This is a genomic window from Petrotoga sp. Shatin.DS.tank11.9.2.9.3 (assembly GCF_003665005.1).
Taxonomy (GTDB): Bacteria; Thermotogota; Thermotogae; order Petrotogales; family Petrotogaceae; genus Petrotoga; species Petrotoga mobilis.
Genome location: NZ_JGVT01000004.1, coordinates 96,017 through 122,686, shown reverse-complemented (window position 1 = coordinate 122,686; position 26,670 = coordinate 96,017). Strand labels below are relative to the sequence as shown.

General features: G+C 34.6%; 26 protein-coding genes. 1 reads left to right on the top strand and 25 read right to left on the bottom strand.

Annotation, left to right across the window (positions count from 1 at the left end):
* Window positions 1-35 precede the first annotated feature (35 nt).
* From BZ25_RS04690 to BZ25_RS04650, 9 genes are all read right to left on the bottom strand, one after another.
* Window positions 36-935 carry an ABC transporter permease gene (locus tag BZ25_RS04690; RefSeq protein ID WP_121515013.1) on the bottom strand — a complete coding sequence of 300 codons (900 nt, stop codon included), beginning with the start codon at window positions 933-935 and terminating at the stop codon, window positions 36-38.
* A 16-nt stretch (window positions 936-951) separates the two neighbouring features.
* Window positions 952-2,442, bottom strand: coding sequence for a sugar ABC transporter ATP-binding protein (locus tag BZ25_RS04685; protein ID WP_121514962.1), 1,491 nt, complete (start codon window positions 2,440-2,442; stop codon window positions 952-954).
* Entirely contained in the window at window positions 2,442-2,837 is a 396-nt protein-coding gene (gene rbsD, locus BZ25_RS04680) for a D-ribose pyranase (protein WP_121514961.1), read from the bottom strand. The genes BZ25_RS04685 and rbsD overlap by 1 nt, the downstream gene beginning before the upstream one ends.
* A gap of 1 nt (window position 2,838) precedes the next feature.
* The gene (locus BZ25_RS04675; protein WP_103078002.1) at window positions 2,839-3,822 is read right to left on the bottom strand and encodes a LacI family DNA-binding transcriptional regulator; all 984 of its coding nucleotides are present in this window, start codon (window positions 3,820-3,822) and stop codon (window positions 2,839-2,841) included.
* A gap of 164 nt (window positions 3,823-3,986) precedes the next feature.
* Window positions 3,987-4,859 (bottom strand): ABC transporter permease, encoded by an 873-nt coding sequence (locus BZ25_RS04670; protein WP_121514960.1) that lies wholly within the window; start codon window positions 4,857-4,859, stop codon window positions 3,987-3,989.
* 16 nt (window positions 4,860-4,875) lie between these two features.
* The gene (locus BZ25_RS04665; protein ID WP_103064926.1) at window positions 4,876-5,931 is read right to left on the bottom strand and encodes an ABC transporter permease; all 1,056 of its coding nucleotides are present in this window, start codon (window positions 5,929-5,931) and stop codon (window positions 4,876-4,878) included.
* A complete protein-coding gene (locus tag BZ25_RS04660) occupies window positions 5,928-7,442 on the bottom strand; it encodes an ABC transporter ATP-binding protein (RefSeq protein ID WP_121514959.1) in 1,515 nt (504 codons plus the stop codon). Before BZ25_RS04660 ends, BZ25_RS04665 begins: the two co-directional genes overlap by 4 nt.
* A gap of 23 nt (window positions 7,443-7,465) precedes the next feature.
* Window positions 7,466-8,458 (bottom strand): BMP family ABC transporter substrate-binding protein, encoded by a 993-nt coding sequence (locus BZ25_RS04655; protein WP_121514958.1) that lies wholly within the window; start codon window positions 8,456-8,458, stop codon window positions 7,466-7,468.
* Window positions 8,459-8,552: 94 nt separating this feature from the next.
* Window positions 8,553-9,935, bottom strand: a complete 1,383-nt coding sequence (locus BZ25_RS04650; RefSeq protein WP_121514957.1) for an ADP-ribosylglycohydrolase family protein — start codon at window positions 9,933-9,935, stop codon at window positions 8,553-8,555.
* A gap of 87 nt (window positions 9,936-10,022) precedes the next feature.
* On the opposite strand from BZ25_RS04650, the gene BZ25_RS04645 reads away from it, so the two are divergent.
* Window positions 10,023-10,733, top strand: a complete 711-nt coding sequence (locus BZ25_RS04645) for a glycerophosphodiester phosphodiesterase family protein (protein WP_121514956.1) — start codon at window positions 10,023-10,025, stop codon at window positions 10,731-10,733.
* On the opposite strand, the gene BZ25_RS04640 is transcribed toward BZ25_RS04645, so the two are convergent.
* The 16 genes from BZ25_RS04640 to iscB all read right to left on the bottom strand — a co-directional run bounded on the left by BZ25_RS04640 (window position 10,730) and on the right by iscB (window position 26,530).
* A complete protein-coding gene (locus BZ25_RS04640; RefSeq protein ID WP_121514955.1) occupies window positions 10,730-11,617 on the bottom strand; it encodes a radical SAM protein in 888 nt (295 codons plus the stop codon). The two genes, BZ25_RS04645 and BZ25_RS04640, sit on opposite strands and share 4 nt — an antisense overlap.
* Before the next feature lie 45 nt (window positions 11,618-11,662).
* Entirely contained in the window at window positions 11,663-11,950 is a 288-nt protein-coding gene (locus tag BZ25_RS04635; RefSeq protein WP_103064921.1) for a hypothetical protein, read from the bottom strand.
* A 1-nt stretch (window position 11,951) separates the two neighbouring features.
* Entirely contained in the window at window positions 11,952-12,923 is a 972-nt protein-coding gene (locus BZ25_RS04630) for a DUF4899 domain-containing protein (RefSeq protein WP_121514954.1), read from the bottom strand.
* Between the two features lie 49 nt (window positions 12,924-12,972).
* The gene (locus tag BZ25_RS04625; protein WP_121514953.1) at window positions 12,973-14,229 is read right to left on the bottom strand and encodes a glucose-1-phosphate adenylyltransferase; all 1,257 of its coding nucleotides are present in this window, start codon (window positions 14,227-14,229) and stop codon (window positions 12,973-12,975) included.
* A gap of 13 nt (window positions 14,230-14,242) precedes the next feature.
* On the bottom strand, window positions 14,243-15,364 hold the full coding sequence (gene glgD / locus BZ25_RS04620) for a glucose-1-phosphate adenylyltransferase subunit GlgD (protein WP_103064918.1): 1,122 nt from the start codon (window positions 15,362-15,364) through the stop codon (window positions 14,243-14,245).
* A gap of 20 nt (window positions 15,365-15,384) precedes the next feature.
* Window positions 15,385-15,828 carry a nucleoside-diphosphate kinase gene (gene ndk, locus BZ25_RS04615; protein WP_121515012.1) on the bottom strand — a complete coding sequence of 148 codons (444 nt, stop codon included), beginning with the start codon at window positions 15,826-15,828 and terminating at the stop codon, window positions 15,385-15,387.
* 18 nt (window positions 15,829-15,846) lie between these two features.
* Entirely contained in the window at window positions 15,847-16,935 is a 1,089-nt protein-coding gene (locus BZ25_RS04610) for an ABC transporter permease (protein WP_158245431.1), read from the bottom strand.
* Window positions 16,922-18,088 (bottom strand): LCP family protein, encoded by a 1,167-nt coding sequence (locus BZ25_RS04605; RefSeq protein ID WP_121514951.1) that lies wholly within the window; start codon window positions 18,086-18,088, stop codon window positions 16,922-16,924. Before BZ25_RS04605 ends, BZ25_RS04610 begins: the two co-directional genes overlap by 14 nt.
* Window positions 18,089-18,095: 7 nt before the next feature.
* Window positions 18,096-18,806 (bottom strand): hypothetical protein, encoded by a 711-nt coding sequence (locus BZ25_RS04600; RefSeq protein ID WP_121514950.1) that lies wholly within the window; start codon window positions 18,804-18,806, stop codon window positions 18,096-18,098.
* Window positions 18,807-18,898: 92 nt separating this feature from the next.
* Entirely contained in the window at window positions 18,899-20,200 is a 1,302-nt protein-coding gene (locus tag BZ25_RS04595) for a cyclic 2,3-diphosphoglycerate synthase (protein WP_121515011.1), read from the bottom strand.
* A 17-nt stretch (window positions 20,201-20,217) separates the two neighbouring features.
* Window positions 20,218-21,438: an arginine deiminase gene (locus tag BZ25_RS04590; RefSeq protein WP_012208728.1), complete on the bottom strand. Its 1,221-nt coding sequence runs from the start codon at window positions 21,436-21,438 to the stop codon at window positions 20,218-20,220.
* A gap of 52 nt (window positions 21,439-21,490) precedes the next feature.
* The gene (locus BZ25_RS04585; RefSeq protein WP_103898552.1) at window positions 21,491-22,372 is read right to left on the bottom strand and encodes a pyridoxamine kinase; all 882 of its coding nucleotides are present in this window, start codon (window positions 22,370-22,372) and stop codon (window positions 21,491-21,493) included.
* A gap of 12 nt (window positions 22,373-22,384) precedes the next feature.
* Complete coding sequence (locus tag BZ25_RS04580; protein WP_121514949.1) at window positions 22,385-23,305, bottom strand: pseudouridine-5'-phosphate glycosidase; 921 nt, start codon at window positions 23,303-23,305, stop codon at window positions 22,385-22,387.
* Between the two features lie 79 nt (window positions 23,306-23,384).
* Complete coding sequence (locus BZ25_RS04575; RefSeq protein ID WP_121514948.1) at window positions 23,385-24,308, bottom strand: carbohydrate kinase family protein; 924 nt, start codon at window positions 24,306-24,308, stop codon at window positions 23,385-23,387.
* A gap of 11 nt (window positions 24,309-24,319) precedes the next feature.
* Window positions 24,320-25,156, bottom strand: a complete 837-nt coding sequence (locus BZ25_RS04570) for a hypothetical protein (protein ID WP_147429937.1) — start codon at window positions 25,154-25,156, stop codon at window positions 24,320-24,322.
* Window positions 25,157-25,234: 78 nt separating this feature from the next.
* Window positions 25,235-26,530, bottom strand: coding sequence for an RNA-guided endonuclease IscB (gene iscB, locus BZ25_RS04565; RefSeq protein WP_121567447.1), 1,296 nt, complete (start codon window positions 26,528-26,530; stop codon window positions 25,235-25,237).
* Between the last annotated feature and the right edge of the window lie 140 nt (window positions 26,531-26,670).

Sequence of the window (26,670 nt, the reverse complement as noted above, 5' to 3'; positions counted from 1 at the left end):
GGAAGCATTATCCCTTCGCCTGTCGAAAAATGTTTTTATTCCTCTTTTTCTGAAAGAACAGCTAACAGTATTATGACTCCTTTAACTAGATCTTGATAAAATGGGGAAATATTCATCAAGTTCATTCCGTTGTTAATTGTTCCCAGAAGAAGGGCACCAAACAACGTTCCTAATACTCCACCTTTTCCTCCAGCTAAACTTGCTCCCCCCAAAACGACTGTTGCTATTGCATCAAGTTCATACCCTTGCCCAAAAGTGGCTTGAGCACTGTTCAATCTTGCTGTCAAGATTATGGCGCTAATCGCACTAAAAAGTCCACTCAACATGTAAACAATGGTTTTATATCTATCAACGTTTACTCCGCTGAGTTTTGTGGCTTCCTCATTTCCTCCAATTGCGTATATGTACAATCCCAACTTTGTCTTTTTCAGTATGTAAAGGGAAAGAAAAAATATACCTAACATGATCAAAATGGGCACAGGTATACCGAATATATCCCCTCTACCTAAAAACCTAAAACTATCAGGAAAAAGTGAGATAGGGATGCCTTCAGTATATGCTAGGGTTAAGCTCCTTCCTATAGCCATTGTAGCCAAAGTTACAATGAAAGGTTGGATCTTGCCTTTCGAGATAACAATTCCGTTAAATGCCCCTATCGCTGCGCCAATTAATAAACCTACAATTATTCCTAATAGGACTCGTCCATCTTTGACTATGGAAGCCATAACAACAGCACTAAAAGCAAAGGTTGAACCAACAGAGAGATCTATTCCTCCCGAAATGATTACAAGTGTCATTCCGAAACCTAGTATAGCCATTATTGAAACTTGTCTAATAACATTAACGATATTATAGAGATTAAAAAAACTGTCTGTAAAAATTGAAAGTACTACAAACAAAATGATAAAACCAATGAGGGCAGGATTTTTTCTCATAAAAACTAAGAGAGTTTTAAACAATTTCAACCAACCCCATTCCAGCTTTTAGTATATTTTCTGGTGTCATTTCTTCCTTTTCCAATAAAGCTGTTTTTCTTCCTCTGTGCATTATCAGAACTCTGTCACATAATCCCAAAATTTCCGGAATCTCTGAAGTCACTAAAATCACTCCTATTCCTCTATTAGCTAAATCGTTTATAAGCTTATAAACTTCTATTTTAGCTCCAACGTCTATTCCTCGAGTAGGTTCTACAAGGATCGCAATTTTTGGTTGTTTCAACAAAAATTTTGCTAATACAACCTTCTGTTGGTTTCCGCCAGATAAATTTTTCACCTTCTGTTTGTCAGACGATACTTTTATGTTATATTTTTTGATCTGATTTTTAGTTTCTTCTATAGCTTTTTTCCAATCAATATTGAAAATAGGAGCGAATTCTTCAGCATTTGGAATAGTTATGTTATCAACAACAGTCAGTAGCTGGACAAGCCCTTGAGATTTTCTGTCCTCAGGAACCAAAACTATACCTTTTTTTAAAGCTTGAGAGGGAGTCTTAAGCTCTTCTATCTTTTGTTCACCAACAATAAAGTTTTTGAAAGTTGATTTGTATGCTCCGAAAAGTCCTAATGCTAGTTCTGATTTTCCACAACCAACCAATCCTGTTATTCCAAATATTTCCCCTTCTCTAACTTCAAAAGAAAGTGGGTAAACCTTACCAGGAATTTCAAATTCCTCAACTTTTAGGGCAATTTTATCTCTTACCTTATTAAATTTAGGGAACATATCTTTTATTTCCCTTCCTACCATCATCTTTATCAGGTCATCTTGGTTTAGTTCTTCTAAATTTCCAAAACCTACCAATTTACCATCTCTAAGGACGGTTACTCTATCAGCTATTTGATATACTTCTTCAAGTTTGTGGGTTATAAAAATAATAGAAATACCCTTTTCTCTAAGATCCCTCATAACCTTAAATAAAGTACTTGTTTCGTGTTCGGTAATTGTAGCGGTAGGCTCGTCCATAACGATAATTTCGGCTTGTGATGCTATAGCCTTCGCAATTTCCACCAACTGTTTTTCTGATACGTTTAGATTAGAAACCTTTGTTTTCGGGTCGATATCAAAATCAAGCATATTCAGATATTTTTTTGCTTCGATAGCCATAGATTTAAAATCGATATTCAAGAAATTACCTTTCTCTTTTCCTAAAAATATATTTTCAGCAATCGATAAATTTTCAGCAAGCATTAATTCTTGATGTATTATGGCTATGCCTCTTTTTTTTGCTTCTATCGGTGATCGAAAGATTACTTTTTCCCCATTTAAAATTATCTCGCCGCTATCTGGCTGATAAATTCCACCAAGTATTTTGATTAACGTACTTTTGCCAGCCCCGTTTTCTCCAAGCAGGGCATGTATCTCTTTTTCTTTTAAGTTGAAACTGACTTTGTCAAGTGCCACAACCCCTGGGAAGGTTTTAGTAATATCTACCATCTCTAATAACATTAAAAAATCACACCTGAAATCAATATAATGTTTGAAAAGGGGGTACATTCTCCAGTCCTTATAAAAAATTTGGAATTTTTTGCCATATCTTTAAATTCTTCATGTGATTTTTTCTCTATCTCAATATTTGAAAATATATCGATCACTTTTTGATAATTTTTAAGATTATTTGCTTCCATCTCATCAGCAATAATTACTTTCTCAACTTCTAATTCGCATAAAACCATTTTGATAGTATCAGTAAAATTTGGTATACCTTTATCAAAAACTAAGTCAACAAATGTGGCATCTTTAGGTATTGGATAACCCATATCAACTATACTTAACATATCTTTATGTCCCATTGAAGCAACAAAGTATGATATCTGAGAATTGAATATGCCTTGCTTTTTCAACTTAATTTCTCCTCCTCGTACTTTCTCGAATTATTATTTCGTTCTCAAACTGTTTTACAGGAGTGTGATCTGATTTCCTTGAAAGTATTGTAAAGATCATTTCTCCGGCCGTTTTTCCCATTTCATAAATAGGTTGTTTCACAGTAGTTAAGGGTGGAGAGAACATTTTACTAAAAGCAATGTCATCGTATCCAGTAACGCTTACATCATTTGGCACTTTCAAGCCCTTTGATTTAAAATGTTCTATAACTCCATAAGCCAACAAATCATTTGCACATACTACAACGTCGGGAAGATTTTTAATCTTTTTAGCCACCGAAAGCCCCGATTCATGGGTGTACTCTCCCTCGTATATTTTGTAATCTATCTTATATTCATTTGCAAAATCTTGGAAGGCTCTTAATCTTTCAGCTGCGCTGAATATTTCTTTTTGGCCGCTTATAAATATGAATTTTCTGTGATTTGAATTGTATAGGTATTCCAGTAATTTATACATTGCGTTGTAGTTGTTTGAACAAACGTAAGAGAATTTATTGTTTTTAATGACCCTGTCTATGAAAACGGTTTTAACATTCCTATTTATGAGATTTTCAACATGGTCACCTATGCCTGAGTACAAAATCCCATCGACTTTCTTTTCGATTAATGTTTTAAATAATTTTTTTTCTTCAACAATGTTGTTATCCGAATTGCATATCATCAAAGAAAAGCCTTTTGATCTTAGAAAATCTTCTGCTCCTCTTACTATAGTTGCAAAAAAGGGGTTGGCAATATTTGGGATGATTATACCTATTGTCTTTGTGTATCCAACTCTTAAACTCCTGGCAAGAGAATCAGGATAATAATTAAACTTTTCAATTGCCTTTAAAACTTTTTCTTTCGTTTCTTTTTTTACCGGTAAGGAACTGTTTACCACCCTTGAAACAGTTGATATGGAAACCCCCGCTTCTTTTGCTATATCTTTTATAGTTATTTGTTTATTCATAAAAACCACCTTGTTACAATTATTATGCAAACGTTTTCGAAACTGCTTAGTTATAGTATATCTCTAAATAATTTAAATTGCAAACTTGATTATGGGGGATTAGAAGAAATTAGACGGAATTATAGTCGATTAACTTGATTTTTCTTTTGTTTTCTTAATTTTATTCATTTTTCTTCTTTACTTTTGTTGGAACTGTATAAGAATAAGACCACCAGAGTAATTACATAAGGTAACATGGAAGTGATTTGTGGTGGAATATTGAAGTTTTGAAGGGTGAAAGTTACACTCTCAAAAAATCCGAACAGTAAAGACATTAAAAGTATTCCTAAAGGACGACCTTTTACCAAGATTATTATAGCCAAAGAGATCCATCCTCTACCGTTTGACATATTTTCACTGAAAAGGGTAACATAGCCTAAGGATAAGTATGTTCCACCCATGGAAGAAAGTATACCTGAAAGTAGTATAGAGGTAAATTTCATTTTATTAGGGTTAATGCCTAAAGATCTTGTGGTTTCTGGATCTTCCCCTGTTGCTCTAAGTCTGAGACCGAATTTCGTGTGAAATATTATAACTTCTAACAACAAGGCTAAAAGTATTGATACGTAAACAATAAAGGGATGATTGTTCAATATTTGTGAGAGTATAGGAATTTGATTTAAAATAGGTATATCCCATGTTGGAAGAGATTCTATCCTTGGAGATATGAAAGCACCTTTTACATCGAAGATGTTCCTTAAAAGATACGTAGTTCCGCCCAAAGCGAGCATATTTATACCAATACCAGTTAAGAATTCGTCTGTTTTAAGAGACAACGCAAATGCTGAAAAAATCAGAGCAACAACAGCTCCGGAAATCACTGCAAACAACATACCCATTGCCCAACTTTGAAAAAGATAGCTTCCCAAAACTCCGAAAAAAGCCCCGATGAGCATCATACCTTCCATAGCAATGTTGAATACGTTAGCGTAATAGGTAAAAGTCCCCCCCAACGCTGCAAGGAGTATAGGAGTTGCGCTACTAAAACTGTCTCTAATTAATAAAGAAATTATATCAGTCAGAGGATTTCACCACTCTTTTTGCTTTCAGAGAAGCTTTGATTTTATCACTGTAGTAAGATATCGTACTCCTTGTTGCAACAACCAATAAAACGATTATAGCTTGAAGAACCATTGTGAATTCAGAAGGTATTGATACCTCGAATTCCATACCTATTCCACCTGCTTTAAGAAACCCGAAGAATATGGCAAAAACTGATGTTTCAACTACTCCGTTACCTCCCACTATGGCAAGCATTACTCCATCCCAGCCATAGTTTGCTCCTATCCCTTTAATAAACCTATGTTGAGTTCCACCCAATATCAACAAAGCACCTGCTAAGCCGGAAAGGAACCCTGTGTAAAACATAACCCAGATTAAATTTTCTTCATTTTTACAGCCACCTATCTTTGAAAAATCATAATTATGTCCCATCATACGCCATTCGTAACCTTTTTTTAGATAAGTCACAACAAAAAATGAAACAAAGACCATAAAAATCGCTATGAAGAAACTGATATTTATTCCGTTTATAGTGGGAAGAAAAAATTCTCTTTTTATCATATGAGTGGCGGGAACATACGAGTTTTCATCCAAAAATGGGTAGGTCGCCAAGTACAAAGTCAAGTAATCTGCTATGAAATTCAACATCAAAGTGGTTATAAATTCATCCATTTTATAATACTTTTTTAGTACACCAGCCAAGCCGCCATATAAGCCCCCAACGATACCAGAAATTACCAAAATAACAAATATCCCCAAGATTCCTGGTATGGGTAGATAGTATCCTAAAAGCGCAGCGGTCAAAGCTCCAACAATTAGTTGTCCTGGTTCTCCAAGGTTCACCACGTTTGAACTGAATGCTATTGCTGCAGCCATACCCGTTAATATCAATGGGGTAGCGTTGTTTAAAGTTGAAGAAAGAGAAAACCATGAAGCTAATCCGTAATTAAATAATGCTCGATAAGCTTCGATAGGGGAATTTCCCTGGAGTTTTATCAAAACCGCAGCTGCAAGAAAAGACAAGGCTATACCAATGATTCCTGTTAATATTTTATTTAAACTTTTCATAGTTTAGCCCCCAACATGTATTCGCCCACTTCTTCTTTTGAGTGAATTTTGGGGTCTAATTCAGCCACTATTTCTCCTTTTCGTACCACGTACAACCTATCGCACATAGATAAAAGTTCATCCAGATCTGCAGAGATCATCAGAATCCCTTTCCCTTTTTCTCTCATTTCAAGGATAACGTTATGAACATATTCGATTGAACCAACATCTAATCCTCTGGTTGGTTGGTCCAAAAGCAAAAAAGGCGCATCGAGGCTGAATTCACGTGCAACTATTAATTTCTGCTGATTTCCTCCGGAAAGACTTTTAGGAACATCGTTTATACTTCTTGAAAGGATGTTGTATTGATTGATCAAATCTTTCGCAAATTTTTTAGCCTTTTTCCAATCCATGATGTATTTGAATTTTGATAATCTTTCACCTAAGTGGTGAGTCATTGAAAGATTTTCTACTAAAACAGCGTTCAAAGCTAATCCAAATCTTTTTCTATCGGCAGGAATATAACTTATTAGTCTTCTTCTTTTTCTAATAGGGAACTCTGTGATATTTTGATCTTCTATAAAAATTTTTCCGTGATCCGGATAAATTTCACCGATTATTGTTTGTACAATCTCGTATTGACCGTTGCCTTCGACACCTGCTAAACCAACTATCTCACCTGATCTAATAACAATATTGATGTTTGACAATAGGTTTATCTTTGTTTTATTCGAAGCAACGGTCAAATTTTCACATTTAAAAACCTCTTTACCTGGTTCTTTTGGGACCTTCTTCACTGTTAGCATGACCTCTTTACCCACCATCATTTTTGCCAATTCACCTTTTGAAAGGTTATCGTTCTTTAAAGTTGAGATAATTTTTCCTCTTCTCATAACTGTTATGATGTCTGAGATTTCCAATACTTCTTCCAATTTATGACTGATAAAAACAATGGTTTTACCGGTATCTCTAATATTTCTTATCTCTTTGAATAGTTGCTGAGTTTCTTGAGGTGTTAATACCGCTGTTGGTTCATCAAAAATCAATGTGTCAACCTTTCTGTACAACAATTTTAGAATCTCCACTTTTTGTTGGGCTGCGACAGAGAGGTTAGAAGTAGTTGCTTGTAAATCAACAGCCAAACTAAACTTTTTGGTAATCTCTTCTAACTCATTTAATATTTTTTCTTTATCTAAGAAGCCGAAATTTTTTGTCTTTTCCATACCCAGAACAACGTTCTCGTATACCTTAAAAGAAGGAACGAGCATAAATTCTTGGTGAACCATACCTATCCCAAGTTTAATAGCTACGTTTGGGTTAGTTATTTTTTGTTCTTGACTATTGATAAAGATCTCCCCACTGGATGGAGGTACCATACCGTATAAGATCTTCATCAACGTGCTTTTTCCGGCTCCGTTTTCGCCAATAATAGAGTGAATTTCTCCTTTTTCTAAGGAGAAATTCACTCCTTCCAAGGCTAAAACATCAGGTGGGTATACTTTATAAATATCTTTTATTTGTATATATGACATTTAGAACCACCTATGGATTATTATTATCTATACTCTTTGACCACAATCTTTCCATCCGCTACATCTTGCTGGATCTGTAATATTTTTTCTACAGTTTCTTGAGGAAGAATCTGATATGTATATTCATCGATAGCCAATCCTACCGCTCCGGCTTTTAATCCGAGCTTGTACAACGTACCGGGTTCATATCTCCCCTCTACTATGTCTTTAAATACTAGTTCAATGGATTTTCCAACTTCTTTAAGATCGCTGGTGATCACGTGGCCTGGGGCAAGGCCATTTTGATTTGAATCTACGCCAATAGCATATTTCCCTTCTTCCTGGGCGGCTTGTAATACACCAGTACCGGTTAAACTTGCGATTTGAAATATTATATCCACACCCTGAGAATAAAGTTGTAAAGCGGCTTGTTTTCCTTTGGCAGGGTCATCCCAACTTCCCACGTATATCGTTCTTACTTCAATTTCCGGATCTATGTAATGTGCCCCTTGTTCATAACCATATACAAAGGATCTGATGACTATATCGTCATCTCCGCCTACAGCCCCTATTAGTTTTTGGGGATTTATCCCTTCCAATTCAGTCATTGTTGTAACGATACCTGCTACAACTCCAGCCATGAAAGCCCCTTCTTCTTCAACGTAATCAACGTTTGATATTATACCCTGTTTATCTTCAACTACGGTGTCAATATTAACGAATATCTTATTGGGAAATTGTGCTGCTATGGTTTTTAATTCTTCTTCAAAACCATAAGAGATTACGAATATAACATCTGCCCAATTTGCGGCTGTGAGTAAACTTTGATAATAGAGCGAAGGATCAAAGTTGCATTCAATTACCCTTGTTTGAACCCCATAATCAGTTTCAAGTTGTTTTATGCCAGCGTAACCAGAGTCATAAAAGGATTGGTCCCCAAGGGAACCGTTTATTACGTATGCTACCCTTTGTGGTACGGCAAAAGCTGTGAAAGAAAAGAGAATAACAATGAACACAAAAAATGTGAATCTTTTCATATTTTACACCTCCCCATACGATTTATTATACTATTTTTATGAACTTTGCTATCTGCTTTAGCGCCCCCTTCGCCCCGCTGTCCACCCATAATCTTTACGATCTATTAATTCCCTTTTGGGTACTTAATTTAAATGTCCATTGTGCTAATGTAGAGATTTTTATCTTTGAAAAATCTGGTAAATAGGTTTCCAACGTGTCTTTCAAAGGGTCTGACCAATAAGAAGGGAAATCGTTTGCACCATACATGATCCCCAATATCGTACCTACCTCACCAGCATTACAATCAACGTCGTAACCGAAAGAAGATACGATCTTCATTGTTTTATCAAAATCCCCTTCTCCAAACCACAGAGAAGTCAAAACAGAGGCGGTATTGGGATACAGATGTACCCAATTATACCTTTGGAAATTGTCCTCTGTTTTTCTGAGGACGTTGATCCAATCATTATTTGCTTGACAATATTTTACTACATTATCTACGACTTTTTTAAATTCGGTATTTTTGGGGATATAATCCAATGACTTTTCTATTATTTTTCTTGGATCTTTTTCAGAAAAAGCCAAAGATGTCATAACCGCACTATGTATGCCACCGTATATACCGTTACCACTATGGGATACTTGTGAATCTATAAACGATAACTTTGCGGCATTATATGGATCGCCAGGTTGCAATAAACCATGAACCATGCATCTCATCTGTGCTCCTATCCATTCTTGAAATGGGTTATTAAAAAATCCTGATTCGGGTGGGAATATTCCTCTTTTAATATTTTCAAGGGCTATCAACTCAGCACTCCATCCAAATGGTATGTACGATATCCAATTTTTTGCTAAATCCTTTGAAGTGATCCTTCCCCACTTCTCTTCGTAAGTTTTGAGAAAAATTAATTCATAGGTCACATCGTCGTTGATCGTTGAAACCTCACCTATGTAAGTACCCAATTGGTCAGAATATGTTTCTTCCAACGCATCGTGGGTATACCCTTCAAGTTTGGTTCCCATAGATCCACCTGCAAGTTGGCCTAACCAACCACCATGAATCTTGTCTTTTAGATTATCAATATTGTTAAATTTTTGCTTAGGAAAAGAGTTAGAGATATCTTCCCAGTCCAAAGGTCTATCATACTTTTCGTATGCGTTATTGTCCAATGAATCGGCTTTAGAAAGAGAAAAGAAAATTTCTGAAGTTATAGCCTTTAATTTAGAGTAATCTTTATTTTTTAATGCTTCGAATCCTTTATCCAGCAGTAACTCCGCTTGGTTTACGTTTTTACCCATATTTTCTACAGATTGGACTGCACCAACGATGAGAGATTCCGGGGCGTTAGAACCTGGAACTTTACTATCCCAAAGGGTTACCAATATCTCTTTTGGGAAAACATTCATTTTTTCTACATCTTCCCATTTTTCGATGTGATCTTTTTTTGGTTTGGCGTTTCTTCTTCTATTAAATTCGTTTTCCCATGCCTTCATAATTTTTCTCCTTTCTTGAAACAAGAGGAGCTCTAATGATATAATTATTTTATCACATCTGTCGGTTAGGAGGATGATTAAAAAATTATGAATGAATTTGTAATTTTAGGGCATAGGGGTTACAGGGCAAAATTTGTCGAAAATACGATCGAAGCCTTTAAAAAAGCCAGAGAATATGGTGCCGATGGTATTGAGTATGACTCGAGATTAACTAAAGATGGGACGTTAGTTGTTCTTCACGACGATAGTATTGAAAACAGAAAGTTGAAGGAATTGACTTACGATGAGTTAAAACAAATACATTTTAAAAATGGAGAGACCGTTCCAACAGTCGAAGAAGTTATCTTTAATTTAGATGAGCGAGCTATTCTTAATTTAGAAATCAAAGAAGTTGAGGCGGCTGTTCCTTCCTACGAAATAACTAAAAGAATGAATGCAGTTGATAGAACCCTATTTTCTTCTTTCAAAATTGACGCTTTAAGAAAGGTCAGAAGTTTAGATAAAAGTGCAAAAGTTGGATTACTGATTGAATATGATACTTTAAAATACGTAGAGGAATTGAATAAGGAGATCGATTTTTATTCTTTGAATCTTTGGATAGACGCTTTAAAAGATGATATAGAACTTTCTAAAGAACTCTTGCATAAATGGAAAGAAAAGGGTTTGAAGATATTTTTATGGACGGTCAACGATCCTAAATATTTGCACACATTCAAGGGTTTGTACGACGGTATAATTACCGATGAGGTTGAAAAAATAGTAGAAGTAAGGAGACAAATCGCAAAAGAGAAACTTTAGAGATTGATGTGTCGAGGTATGGGGATGTTATATGGTTCTTTTGTTGGTTTTTCATTGTAAAAAGGACGGGTGCACCATGGACATCCCGAGGTTTTTTTAGCTTCTTCCATATCTATCTCCGCTTCTGGCAATTTTTCAAGGTTACCATTTGAATCAAAGAGAAAATCGGTTTTTTCTACATCGTGTTGTAAGATGATTTCTCTAGCGATCTGGATTTTTCTGTACCTAGATAAAGAAGGTGGTAAAAGGTTTTCAAACCTTGTCCCCTTTATGGGGGTAAAAGAAAATAAACTTACCAATATCTTAAACTTTTTCATTTTTAATAAAAACTCTATAATATTTTCGTCTGTTTCTCCCAATCCAACGATTATATGTGTTGTAATTCTGTTGGGGAAATCATTTGAAGCGTTTATGAGCATATTTTCATAGACTTCGTATCTACCGCCCCTGATTTTTGAGAAAAGTTCTTTGTTTGCTACATCTATAGCCATTCCAACCCTATCAACGTTGTACTTTTTAAACAAGGTTCTAACTTCTTCAATATTTCTTGGCCTTATAGAAACAGAGATAGGTATTTCTGTTTCTTTCAATAAAGATAATAATTCGTTTAATTCGTTCCAGTAATCTAAAGAAGAAACAACTTGTACACAAATACGTTTGAATTTTGTTGGGATGAAGATACTTTTAAAAGTTTCTAGAGATATTTCAGGCCATTTGATTCTTGATAATAGATCTGCGTTACTTTCAGCCTTCCTAGCTTGTGCACAATAAGCACAGTTGAAAAGGCACTTTTCCCCGATCATGAGATAAGCTGTGTAGTTTGGGAAGTCAATTTTTCCTTTTTTTAAACCGAGTTCTACAGCTGTAGCATAGGATAAACGCAATTTAAATATTCCTCCATTCACCTATTGTTTCGATATATTTGTTACTTAGCGTGTATTTTCGATGTATACGAAGTCATATCCCTTATATTCAAAAACATGAATAGTCGCTTCTTTCGTTGTTGTCGATATTGTTTGTTTAATTTCATAACTATTCAAAAACTCTTGAGGCGTTAACGCAAAGATTTCTTCCACTTCATTTATTAATTCAAAGGCTTCTGTGATTTCCTTTTCTTTCAAATTTCTGTATTCAAGGATCCGATAGGTATATTCATATGAAAGCACAGAAAAGATCAACGTTGGGATCATAATAACAAAAGTCAACACTACTTTCAAATTAGAACGACCCCAGTAGTATAATAATTAAGATTATCAAAAGTATACCTATTATTGAGAAACCAGCTATTATCAGTACATCTAATGAACCTATTTTTTTATCAATAGGTATACTTTTATCATTTTTCATTTGGACGTATAAATCTCCGATAGTTTTTGTTTCGTTTTCGTGTTCAGTTTTTTCTTGAGACTTTCTTAAAATTTGAAGTCGATTTTGGTCTACTGAAACCTTTAACTCTCTATGAACTACCGCTTTACCCAAAACCCCATTCCCTAGATCTACTTTTAAAAATATATAGTCGCTTGAAGGAATCAACTCTTTAGATATAATTTTTCCCTCTACTACTTCTCCCATTTTTTTTTCGCCTTCATTTTTATTTTCAATTGGTAAAACTATTATAGGTTCACCTATATCCAATTTAGAAACGGAATAACCTTCTATGGGGTCTATTATTGGATAGATTTCGGTTGCACTTTTAACGTCCTCTCTAGTTAAGTATTCTTTTAAACCTTCTTCACCTTTTTCTTTAACGGCTGTTATCCAGGTTAGATCCTTATAATCAAATTTCTGGGCTACCAATCTGATCTTTGTATCTCCAGACCATTCACTTAAAATATCGCTCAAAATTGATTTTAAAACATAAACATCTTCATCTTCTATAGCCATAAAGATTTTTGTCCCTGTGACCTCGAATTTCATTTTTTTTAGCGTGCTGTAGAAGTAGGCTTTGAACTGGGTTAACAGGTTATTATTTTTTTCCTTAGACAATTGATAATACAGCATATCAATGTCTGATTTAAAATCAAGGTAGTCTTTTGTAATATCAGGAAGATCTATTTCTCTAATTTGAGTCCTACTCAACAAAAGAACATTAAAATAGGGGGTTTGAGCCTTTTTACCAAACATATATCCCACATACGTTTCACCAGTTAAATTTGAAGTTGCTAAAAATTTTAATGCATAAAAGTCCATATTTTTTTCCCCTTTTCTTGAATATACGTTCTTTCTAAAAATTTTTTGTTCACTTTAATATTCCTTCCCCACTTTTTATTTCTTCCACATCATAATCATTTAAATCCATCTCGTTGTCTATTACACAATTTTTCCCTATTATCATTTTGTCTTTTATCTTCGAGTTGAAGCCTATTACAGTTATATCTGAATTATAGATCTTTTTATCGACTTTTGATTCTGAGAATTTGCCTTTTCCTATCTCAACCGAATCACCGATAATAGTGTTCTCAGCAACAATTGTTTTTTCTATATACGAATTTTTGCCGATAAATACGTTATTCATTATTATGGAATCTTTTACATAAGTTCCCTCTGAAACGGTTACCCCCTGGAAAATTACTGAATTTTCAACTGTACCATATATTTCTGATCCTTCACTAACAAAGCTTTTTATTACACTAGATCCCTTTGCAATGAAAGCAGGTGGTAACTCTTCCGATTGAGTGTATATTTTCCAATTTTCATCATGAAGGTCTAACGGAGGCAAGGGAGAAATTATCTCAAGATTACAGTCAAGATAAGATTCTAAAGTTCCAACGTCTCTCCAATACCCTTCAAAGTTGAAAGCATACAGTTGAGAATTTTCTACTAGCGATTTGGGAATAATATTTTTTCCAAAATCATGTTCAGAAGTATTATCTTTGGCATCTCTTATTAGAGCATCTTTTAGAAAATTCCATTTGAATACATATATACCCAAAGAAGCCAAGGTTCCTCTTGGTTCTTTGGGCTTTTCTTGAAATTCGATTATTCTATCGAAAGGGTCAGTGACCATTATACCAAATCTATGTGCTTCGCTCACTGGTACTTCCATACAGGCTATAGTACCATCGGCATCTTTTTCTATATGATAATCTATTATATCGTTGTAATCCATTTTATATACATGATCCCCTGACAACAGTAACACAAAATCAGGTTTATACCTTTCTATGAATTCTATGTTTTGATAAACCGCATCGGCTGTTCCTTGGTACCAAGAAGTTCCTGATCTGCTTAGATAAGGGGGCAAAATATGTAAACCTCCGCCTTTTATGTCCAAGTCCCAGGGTTTTCCTATCCCCAAATGTTCTACCAACCTATGTGGCATATATTGAGTGACAACACCTACTGTATTTATATTTGAATTAACGCAATTACTTAAAGTGAAATCGATCATACGATATTTTCCACCGAAGGGTACGGCGGGCTTTGCTAAATTGTTTGTAATTACCCCAAGTCTTGTTCCTTGACCTCCAGCTAAAATGATAGCTAAAACACGCATTTCAATGCCTCCTTTATAGAACAGCCCCTTTTTCTATAACGTTGATCTCGTTACCTATGCCTTCTAACTTTCTCCCTGATCTTATCCTTACGTTTTTATCAATTATTGTCTTTCTAATTACACTTCCTTCCTCTAAATAACTTCCTTGAAGTACTATACAATTTTCTATTACTGAACCCGCTCCAACGTACACATCCCTAGAAAGGACAGAATTTCTAACAACTCCATTTATTATACAACCATCAGATATAAATGAATTGGAGACTTCGGCGTTAACGTTAATCTTCGGTGGGGCCGAATCTTTGAGCTTAGTATATATTTTTCTTTCTGGTGAATAGAACAATTCATTTCTGACCTCTTCTTTTAGAATATCCATATTAATATTATAATAATCTTCCACAGATTTTTTTATATTTTTCCAATAACCATCAAAATCGTAAGAAAAAACTCTCATCCTGGATAAATTGGGAATGATTATATCTTTTAATAGATCGAATTTACCGTTTGATACGTTGGCATATAGAATTTCCATCAAAAACGCTTTGTTTATAAAATAAACACCCAAAAAAATCTTATCAGAGCGATATTGGGAGTCCTTTTCATAGATTTGTGTGATTCTGTTATTTTCGTCTGTAATGACTTGTCCATATTGGCTAAAATTTACTCCCTCTTCTACAGTTTTTGTTAGCAACGTAATATCTGCGCCGTTTTTTACATGGTATTTGAAAAGCGGTCTAAAATCAATATTATATATATGATCTCCAGAACCAATTAAAACAAAATCTTCGTATGATCTTCTCAAAAAGGTCAAATTTTGAAATATTGCATCCGCTGTTCCTTCATAGTACATTTTATGACTTTGAGGGCTTATAAATGGCTGAAGTATGAATAATCCCCCTCTTTTTCTATCCAAGTTCCATTCTTTACCGCTTCCCAAATGATCCATGAGAGACCTAGGATTGTATTGAGTAAATACTCCTACGTTTGTGATGCCAGAATTTACCATATTGCTTAACGTAAAATCTATTGCTCTGTACTTACCAAAAACAGGAACGGCTGCGCTAGTTCTTTTTAAAGTTAATTTATCTAAATTATCTTTGGTGGATCCAGAAAGAATAAGACCTACAACCCTCATAAACCTCACCTCTTTGATGTTTACAACTCGTTTTCAAACCCGCATAGATATTCAAAAATCTCATTTTCTTCAAAGAAAATTTTCCACTCTTGTTCAGCACTTTGAATCGAATCTGAGGCATGTACAATGTTCTTTCTGACACTTATCCCAAATTCTCCACGAATGCTTCCTGCCTGAGCTTTTAGGGGATCCGTTTCACCGTTTATACTTCTAACAGCTTCAATAACCCTTGGGCCTTCTATAATCATAACAACCACAGGTCCAGATAGTATGAATTCTATCAATGGTTGATAAAAATCCTTACCTTGGTGTACTTTGTAGAGCTCTTCAGCTTGTGCTTTTTTCATCTTTATCATCTTCATAGCAACTACTTTTAGGCCTTTTTGTTCATATCTTTTGATTATTTCACCAATTAGTCCTCTTTTAACAGCGTTAGGTTTTATCATCACAAATGCTTTTTCCACCAAATTAAGCTCCCCCTTCTATTCATCTTTTAAAGATTCTACAATATTGAAGCTCGCTGCTCGCCTTGATGCGACATAACTAAAAAAAATGGATACAAAACTGTTTATTAAAAAGGCTATCAAAAAAGAGCTGGCTGTTATCTTAATGGGTAAATATTCCACATAAAAGAGGCCTTCGGGTAATGGGATCTTTAAAATAATTAGAAACCAGCAGGTTAAAACACCGGCAATAACTCCAAGTACAAATCCTACTAGAGATATTAAAAAAGTTTCTAAGATAAAAATAGTAGTTACTTGTCTTCTTTGAAAACCAAGAGCCCTTAAAATAGCTATCTCTTTTTTTCTGGTAAAGATAGAGAAAGAAACAGAGTTTGATATACTGAATCCAGAAATCAAAAGAATGAAAAAAGTTATCATAAAAGCTATCAAGCTATCAAATTGGACTGCCTTAGCCAAAGTTTCGTTGGACTCTTCCCAAGTGAGGGCGGAGTAACTAGAAAGATATTTTTCTTTAAATTGTTGAGCCTTGTTTGGATTTTTTAAAAAAATACCAGTATACTCTTTTGAATTCGAATTTTGAGACAATATGAAGGTTGAATCATACGAATATACCCCAGAATCGAATATTCCTGTAACGGTACTTTCTTGGAAAATCGGCAATAGACCGCTTGTTTTAACAGTTATTATGGTATCACCAATTTCAACATTGAGATTATTCGCTAATTTATTTCCTAATATAAGGCCTTCGGTACCCTTTTCCTCATTTATAAATCCTTCATAGATTGATAGATCATCCAATTCCATAAGTTGAGAGAAGGCAATTTTAGATTGGTTTATAACTGCTACAGAGGAGATGTTGAAATTTACAATTTCGTCTATTTCTGATGAGGTTTGAGTGTAATTTCCTCTAACAACTAGATGAGGATAAAAATTAGTTATTGAATCTATTAACAAGCTATCGAAACCATTTATTATTGAAGTAACTACTATAATACCCCATACCCCTATTATCATAGCGATGAGTGAGAATTTAAAGTTTTTTTTCGACCTTGTGAAAAAAGAAATAGCCAAAAGTAAAACCGGATTATTTCTTTTACCACCTTTCATTGAGAACCACCAGAGCATCGTAATCCGTTGGATCGTTCAAATTTTCTGAAATAAAATCTATCAACTGGAAATATTTGTACTTATCTTCTATTTCGATGAAATTTGTTCCGAACGTCTCTTTCAAATCTGCCTTTATCTTTTCCTTAGTTTCTTCTTCGACGTTCCTAAAAAAAACATATGAATATTGGTCACTTAAACCATCAAAAGTTTCATCCAAAACCTTAATCTGATACCCCGGTTTTTTCCATACGTCAAAAACATATGTATAAAAATTATATAATTTACTAGAAAAATTTTTGGTTATGAGAATTTTTGGTTTATCATTGCTTTGGTCAGAATATGTTTCAAAGGTTTTCAACTTGTATTGAATTTGGGGTATTTTACTTTCATCAGCAACTACATAGCTATCTTTGATTAGATAGGGGAATGAGATAAATTCCATCTGGGCATCCTTCGCTTGGTTATACAAAAAAAGTAGATCTTGGATTTCAAAAGAATTAATCGTGTCAGATAAACCTATATTAATAGCTTCAAGGAGTTTATTTATTCCAGCAGATTGAACTTCATCCAATAAAGCCAATACAGCATTTTTTTGACGTTCCATCCTTCCTAAATCTCCCGATGTATCTCTATACCTTACATAATATAACAATTCTTCACCGTTTAACTTATTATACCCTTTTTTAAAATCTATGTGTAAATTTTGATGGTAATCTGAGTAACTCATATCTGATTCTATGTATATATCTATTGGAGCAAATAAATCACCAATACTTTTAAATATAGAATAATCAAAAATTATGTAATCTGAAATCTGAACACCGCTTAATTTTTCGACCTCTTCTTTTAGCCTGTCTATGCCGTAAATTTCATAAACAGAGTTAATTCTTCTTTCACTTTGATCGATACTGATCAAAAGATCCCTTGGTATGGGTAGAAAAACGATTTTTCCTTTATCGATTCCCCCTAAGATTATGACATCAGTTCTTGTTGAACTTTCGATGTTCTCGTCCATTCCCAGGACTAAGAAATAGTAAGGAAATTCTATGGGGGATAAATCTAATTGAATATTCTTACGTAAAGGTATTATAAAACTGAGTGTCAAAAAAATCAGAAAAATGAAAGATAATATTCTTAAGATATGTATTTTCAAATAATAATCACTCCACGATCTCTTTGACCCTTTCAAAAGCCTCTACATCCGCGTATTTTCTTTCGATTGTTTGATTTGCTATATTGATTTGAATAGGTTCATTTAAAAGGAGTGGAACGGTTAATTTATCGTAATTGGTAATAGAGTACTTTGAAAAGCCATCAATGAGGGCATAAATACCTTCTTCGTCTAAATTGGTCGACCTATCGTAATTTTTGACTATATCTACGTATCCTCCCAAACTGAAAACTTGCCAAAATCTTATCTCACTATTCTTCAAAACGTCAAAAAATCCATCGATACCTTTTAAGTTGCTGCCTCCTAATTTACTTATAAACTCGTTGGCAACTTCATCATTTAGGTAGAAATAGTAATTAAAATTTGAGTTAAGATCAAACAACTCCAAAAAATCGTTTGTCACTTTATCTAAATTTTCAGAAGATAGAGTAATGTAAGACTCTGGAAATGTAGTTCCATCTTCTACTTTGACTATCATTATCTTTCTGTTATCGTTCAGAACCCTTATAAAATATAGCCCATTGTCATAAGATGCTGTATAAGTTACACTGCTCGAAGCTGCTACAGGATTGTTGATGAATTGGTTGTATCTATATAACATGAAGCCTAAAAAAGCCGCTAATATAGCGATAATTATTATCAAAATAAGCCATATTCTTCTGCCTCTTTTTCTTTTTCCTCCAACATACACATTTGCCACAAAACACACCTCCAACCAGCGGATTCCTTAAATAATTTAGAAATTAAAAAACAGCAACGAGAGATGCTCTCAATGAGCATCTCTCAAACATTTTATTTGTTTTGTAAAAAATTACTTAAAACTTCTTCCAAATCTGGTTTACCTATTTCTTGCAACTCGTAAGTTACCCTAACTGTAGGTTTTTTTATGTCCATAATCCTTGTTAGATCAATTGGTGTACCTATAACCACAACTTCAGCATCGGATTTATTGATGCTTTCTTCCAGTTCTTTTATCTGTTTTTTTCCATAACCCATTGCGGGAAGTATTTTATCAAGATGAGTGTATTTCTTATAAGTATTTACTATTGAACCAACTGCATAAGGCCTTGGATCGATTATTTCAGAAGCTCCAAATTTTCTGGCAGCTATAAAACCGGCTCCATAAGTCATTTCGCCGTGAGTTAAGGTTGGACCATCTTCAATAACAAGGCATCTCTTCCCTCTTATAATAGAAGGATTTTTAACGAATAAAGGAGATGCAGCATCGATCACTGTTGCGTTTGGATTCCATTTTTCTATATTTGCTCTTACTTTTTCAATACCTTCCAATGTTGCTGTTTCTTCTTTATTGATAACAAGAACATCTGCCATAATTAGATTGGTCATCCCAGGGAAGTAGGATACTTCGTGACCAGCTCTGTGTGGATCGACTACAACAATAGATAAATCAGGTTTATAGAACGAAAAATCGTTGTTTCCCCCATCCCATAATATAACATCGGGATTTTCTTCTTCTGCCTGTCTCAATATCTCTTCGTAATCAACACCTGCATAGATGACAGAGTTCCTATCTATATGAGGTTCATACTCCTCTCTTTCTTCAATTGTACATTCGTGTCTATCTAGATCTTCGTAAGTGGCAAACCTTTGTACCTTTTGCTTTACTAGGTTCCCATATGGCATTGGATGTCTGATTGAAACTACTTTCAAACCTTTATTTTTTAGAATATCCAAAACTCTCCTCGTTGTCTGACTTTTCCCTGATCCGGTTCTAACAGCACAAATAGAGATAATAGGTTTTTTGGATTTCACCATAGAATTGTTCGGGCCCAGAAGTTTAAAATCTGCTCCACTAGCAAGCACCAAAGAAGCTTTTTCCATTACATACGAAAAGGGCAAATCGCTGTAGGATAACACAACTTCGTCGATGTTGTTTTCTTTGATAAGATTGGCTAGATTTGCTTCTGATTCTATGGGTATCCCATTGGGATACAACTCTCCAGCGAGTTCTTTGGGGTAAAGCCTTCCTTCGATGTCAGGAATCTGTGTGGCTGTGAAGCAAACAACTTCGTAGTCAGGATTATCTCGATAATAAACGTTGAAATTATGAAAATCTCTACCTGCAGCTCCCATTATCAAAACTTTTTTTCTCAAGAGTATCTCCTCCTTATAAGTGGCATACTAGCGCACCTAGGGCCTCCCCTTCCTCTAGATAATTCACTGGACGGTATGGTTAAAACTTCTATCCCCGATTTTTCTAATTCTCTGTTGGTGATGTAATTTCGGTCGTAGGTAATAACCTTTCCAGGTTCTATTGCCAAACTGTTGGAGCCGTCATTCCACTGCTCCCTGTGTGATGCTATTATATCAGCGTTTCCACATTTAATAATTTCGACATGATCTAAATTAAGATGTTTTTTTAATATGTTTTCCAAACTTTCTTCTTCCTCATAAAAATCAAATCCCTCTTTAGACTTAGTAATAATGAAAGTATCTATATCTTCTTTTAAATTTGCATGTACTAGAAATTTATCGTAATCAACCATTGTGAATATGGTGTCTAAATGCATATAAGCCCTATTATCAGGTATTATAAAAGCAATTATCTTCTCAAAGGTATCTTTATTTTCTTTTAGAAACTTCTTAGCTAGGATTTCAACAGCTTCTGGTGAAGTTCTTTGAGAAATCCCTACCGCTAAAACTTTTTCGCTTAACACTAAGATATCCCCACCCTCTATTGGATAAGGGTAATCTTTCTCGTAATACAATGGGGTGCCTTCAAATTTTGTGTTGTATTTTATGACATATTCCATAAGCATAACTTCTCTTCTTCTTGCTGAGGTTTTCATTCTGTTCACGCAGGCACCTTTTCCCAAAATCGCCACAGGATCCCTTTGAAAATATAGATTCGGCATAGGTGGAAGGAAAAAAGGTAACTCTATATCCGCTCTTCTAACCCTCAAGGAGAAGATGTTTCTGTTAATTTCTAGTTCATCAGAACGTATACCCGATATTATAGTATCCACCATTTCTTTGGTATCTAGGGAAAACAAATAATCTTTTAAAAGAGCATAAATGAAGCTATTGTATATTTCTGAGAATTGTAAAAACTCTTTGACAAATTTTTCTTTTAAATCCAAATCATTAAGCGTTTCCGTCAACAATTCAGTAAGATACAAAACTTCTACACCATTCTCTCTTAAAACATTTGCAAAGTAATCATGTTCTTCTTGCGCTTTATACAAAAAAGGAATATCGTCAAATAACAGATCAGAAAGATAATGAGGAGATAAATTTTCTAACTCTTTTCCCGGTCTATGTAGAAGGATTTTTTCTAATTTTCCGATTTCTGAATACACAGATAAATTCATGACTTTTAAGCACCAACCTTTTCCTTTCTAATATTATACAACAAAAACTCTTCTAAAAAATCTCATAGCTTTGTAAAAGTGTTGGGGCGTTCAAAGTATCAAGCACTTTTTCTAAAAGTATGCCTTCCCTTTGGGGATATTTATAACCATAACTAGCTTTTAAACACGTAGAAACGAATTGAGTAGCCCTGTCTATTGCCATTGGTACACTGTCTCCGTTTAAAAGACTACCAACGATAACGCTTGCAAAGGAGTCCCCTGTACCAGGGTATAAGGCTTTTATATAGTTATTGGTGATTTTCCAAAACCTATTATTTGTCCTTTCATAAGCTAATACCCCTATTTTTGATTTAGATTCATCAGGAACACTTGTTATAATAACGATTTCTGGGCCCATGTCTGACAAACGTTTTAACCAGCTTTTCAACATCTCTTCACTAATATCTTGGTCGTACTTTTCATCCAAAAGAAAACAAGCTTCCGTTAAATTTGGTGTTATTACATGAGACTTGGAAACTAGTTTTTTCATATCTTTGACCATGCCTTCAGTAATGGTAGCGTAAAGTCTCCCGTCATCCCCCATTACTGGATCAACGACTACTAGAGTTTCATTTTTCTGTGAAAAATATTGTATAAATTCCATTACAATATCGATCTGTTTTTCTGAACCTAAAAAACCACTATAAATGGCATCAAAACTCAGGTCTAATTTTTTCCAATGCGATATTATATCTTTCATATTGTCTGTTAGATCCAAAAAAGAGTAATCCTCAAACCCCCCTGTATGGGTTGATAGTATGGCAGTGGGAAGTGGGCAGACTTGAATCTCCATAGAAGATAATATAGGAATTACAACGGTTAAAGAAGCTTTTCCAAAACCTGAAAGATCGTGAATTGCCGCAACTCTTTTGATGGGTTTCTCTTTCAAATACATCATTCCTTTCCCCTAAGATAGGATGTTAAACTCTTTTGCTATTTCTGTACCAAGTTGGGCATTGTTGTAGACTAATTCAATATTTGCTTTTAAACTTTCCCCTTTTGTTAATTCGTTTATTTTTGAAAGTAGAAAGGGGGTTAATTCCTTACCTTTTATTTTTCGCCTTTTAGCCTCTTCTATTGCGTTTTCTATTGTTTTATCTATTTCCTCAAAATCCAGTGAATACTCTTTAGGAATAGGATTTGCAATAAAAATGCCCCCTTGTAGGCCCAAGTCCCACTTTGTCTTCATTATTGATGCGATTTCTTTAGGAGTTTCAACTCTATAAGGTACATTTATCCCACTTTCCCTCGAAAAAAAGCATGGAAGTTCGTCTGTTTGATAGCCAATCACTGGGACACCGAAAGTTTCCAAATATTCTTTGGTTAATTGAAGATCTAATATAGCTTTAGGTCCAGCAGATATCACCGCCACGTTGGTTTTCGCAAGCTCTTGCAGGTCTGCGGAGATATCAAAAGTTTCTTGAGCGTTTCTATGTACACCTCCTATTCCTCCCGTTACGAAGACCTTTATTCCAGCAAGTTCAGCTATAATCATAGTTGCTGCAACCGTGGTAGCGGCGTTAAAACCTTTTGCAAGGATAACGGGGAGATCCATCCTGCTTGCTTTCAATATGTTTTTGGAGGTGGCCATGAATTCTAATTCTTCTTTTGATAATCCTACTTTCATTTTGCCATCTATTATTGCGATAGTTGCTGGAACTGCTCCCCTTTCTCTTATTGTTTCTTCTACATTTTTTGCCACTTCTACATTTTGTGGATAAGGCATTCCATGAGAAATTATAGTTGATTCCAAGGCAACGATAGGTCTATTTTCTTTCAAAGCTTGGTACACTTCTTCTTTTATTTCTAAATATAGGGTTGTATTCATATTAGTTTTCCTCCAAAAGCTGTATTTTTATTGTTTTACAAACTTTCTATAGCGCCACTTTGCCCGGCAGCCCTTTTAATTAATCAAAAATTTTAGAAGATAACTCATCTGCCACTGTTTTTGGACTTTTTAGGGTAATTTGAGAGGCTTTTATTCCGTATTCAATGCTTTTTTCTATATCAGCATCTTTGTAAATGCCGTAGATAAATCCAGCGGTGAAAGCATCTCCGGCACCATTGGAATCGACTATTTCGGAGTCTTCGACTTCATCTACAGAAAAGAAATCTGCTTTTTTAATGCGATTGTTTAAAAGGAGAACCCCCTCTTCCCCGTTTGTTACAATTAAATTAAAAATATTGGGGAATTTTTCTGAAAAAGTCTTTTGTATACTTTTATAATCAAAAAAATTCAAGTTTTCTTGTTCTCTTAAGGATTTCAATTCTGAGAAGTTTAGGGTCAGATAATCTATTTTTCCAGTTATATTTTTTAATTTTTTTACTTTTAGATTTGATACGGCGTTAAAAACTGTGTAAACATTCGTGTTTTCAAGGATTTTAAGTATATATTCTATCGTCTGAGGTTCTAAATTTGCTTCAAGAAAGACAATTTTTGATTGGAGTAACGTATCTTTGTGTTTTTTTATATAATTTATATTTATCTCATTAATAATATCCATGTCTGATATAGAGACAAACATATCTTTTTTTTCGTCTAAAATAGCCAGGTAAACACCCGTACGACGGTTATCACAAATCTTGATAAAATTAGTATTTATCTTTAGATTATTTAATTCGGCTAAAATTATTTCACCAAATACATCGTTCCCAACTGCTCCAAATAAATTAACAGGGACTTCTAATTTGCATAAATTGTGGGCAACATTCCGAGCTACACCCCCTGAAGAATAAAAGATACGTCCAGGGTTTGAAGTCTTGAGAGATAATTTTTCGTAAGAAGATCCTTTGAAATCTGTATTTATTCCTCCTATTACTGATACATACATAAAATTTCTCCTCAAATGTTTTTAGGGTTAAAAACTTTTCCTAGATCTTCACAACTTTTTCGCAAATTTTCTTCTTCTTGAATATCAAGTGGTGTGAATTCGTCTGCTGCTTTTATTAACCATTCTAAAAGGTTTATGTGGCTAGAGCATAATATAGAGGTTATTGGCTTAGTAAGAGAAAATCTTATCGTTGTCTTCACTTCTTCATAACTTTCAGAAGGAATATAAAGAAGGTCCGATATCCCTTTTTCTGCATTTATCTTCGTTATCTTTTTTATAAGATTTTGTTTACTTATTACGCCAGTTCCTTTTTCCTTGGCTTTAGAAATTACTTTTCTTCCATAACCAGTGTACCAATTCATCCAATCTATGGGAAAGGTAATCGAATCAAAATCATAACTTTCTAAAAGTTGTAAAGCTATGCTTTCTTTGTTTGTTGAAAAACCTATGTACTTTACTAAGCCCAAATTTTTAGCGGCAAAGAATCCCTCTAACGCGCCTTCAGGACCTAGAATTCTATGAATATCCTCTTGGGTATTTGCAACAATTTGGATCAAGTCTAGATATTGAAGATTGAATTTGGCTAAGAGTTCTTTTATGTCCAGTTGTATCTCACCACTGCTTTTGGAGAAAGACTTACCCGCAATAAAAAGTTTATCCCTATGCAAATTTATTGGAAAAATAGTCGCTTCGTCTTTAGGTTCCAATGTAGGCGAAATTTCAAAGAAATTTACACCACCTAGAATAAACTTTTCTAAAAACCTTTTAATTTCATAATTATATTCGCTTACCAGCAGCTTTTCCAAATCCAAACCTATGATAGAGAGTTCTTCTTGCGTCTTACCCAAAATCCTTCTCTCCATGAAAAAAATCTGCAGGGGACTCACCATTTTAATGGTGAGAGGAATACAGAATCTCTCCTCCTTTTAAGACATTTGATATCCATAACCGTCATTCTTTTGTAGTAATGTAAGATATTTTGGATGTACATCACCAACACCATTTAATAAAAAGCTTGGTCTATGTCGTATTGCAATTCGTCCAATATGGATACCTTTATTTTTCCCTTTTGGTACGTTTGCTAAGACTATGTCGCCTGTTTTGTATCCCATATATGTTCGTTCTTTTGGGCGATAACTCTTTGGAAACCCATACTTATCTACAAAACACATTCTACGCATTCCATGACCGTTTGCTGTAATTTCTAAGACTTGCATATCTGGTTCGAGTTGAACGTTATAACCGCTTTCTCCAACACAAGTTGCATCTATCCAATGTTCCTTTGGATACCCTTGTGTCTCACGGTTGTATTTTGTCTGTCCACCAGTTCCAACTTCGATAGGTAATTTTTCTTTCTTTAGTTGGTTAAACAAATACCAACGTGTAATATTAACTGCTGCTACATCTTTGAGGGGCCCCTTTGCTCTTGCCTTTATTTGGTTCAATTTTTTAGGATTGTTAGCTAGGAACTCATCGATAGATTGATTATTTTTCTTCTGATTGCATTCATGACAAGCTAATGTAAGATTTGATACTCTGTTTGAACCTCCTTTAGATTTGGGTACGATATGTTCTATTTCTAACGGCACATTCTCGTTACCGCAATATGCACATTTTCTACCCCATTTCTCAAGTAGATACTCTTTTACTTCATATCCATACAATGTTCCTCTTTGATACTCTACCCCCTTAATCTCTGGATTTTGTAGTTTTTGAGTATCAAAACGGACTAACTCCATTGAAATACTCGTAACTGGAGAAAAACGTCGAATACGTTTAACCCATGTAAGAATGTTTTCTGCACGACTTATGAGACTAGGTGGCAACCAACCTTCCTTTCTCTTCCTATTCAAAAATCGTGGTTTTCTGTATCTTGTCTTTCTGTTTCTACGAAAACGTCTTACAGCTCTACGAACATCTAAATCCTTTTTAATTATATGTCCTCTGTGATAAATCACAGATGCCCAAATAATTTTCTTACCACGTTTAAAATCTGCTACTAAAGCAACTCCTGTAGTTTTACTTCCAGGATCGATCTTAACCTGTATAGGTTGCGTGTCGCCACCTTCACGTTCTTTCAGAATAATCGTGAATGGATGGTATCGAAATACTGCTGCTTTTCCTTTTTTCAATAACTCTCTTGCCCTAGCAGAATGACATGGCATAAGCGGTTGTTTGTTTTTATCAAGCACAAAAACTCGTTGTACAGATCTCTTTTCCATGGAAGTTACCTTCCTCTCCCTTTCAGGTTAAAGTGAGCCTCGCCAATGTTATTCTGGCTTTTTACGTTCAACACACTGGTTTCAACCCCGTATACCTGTTTAGTGTTGAACGACAGGGCATGGAACTGGCTCCAGCATTC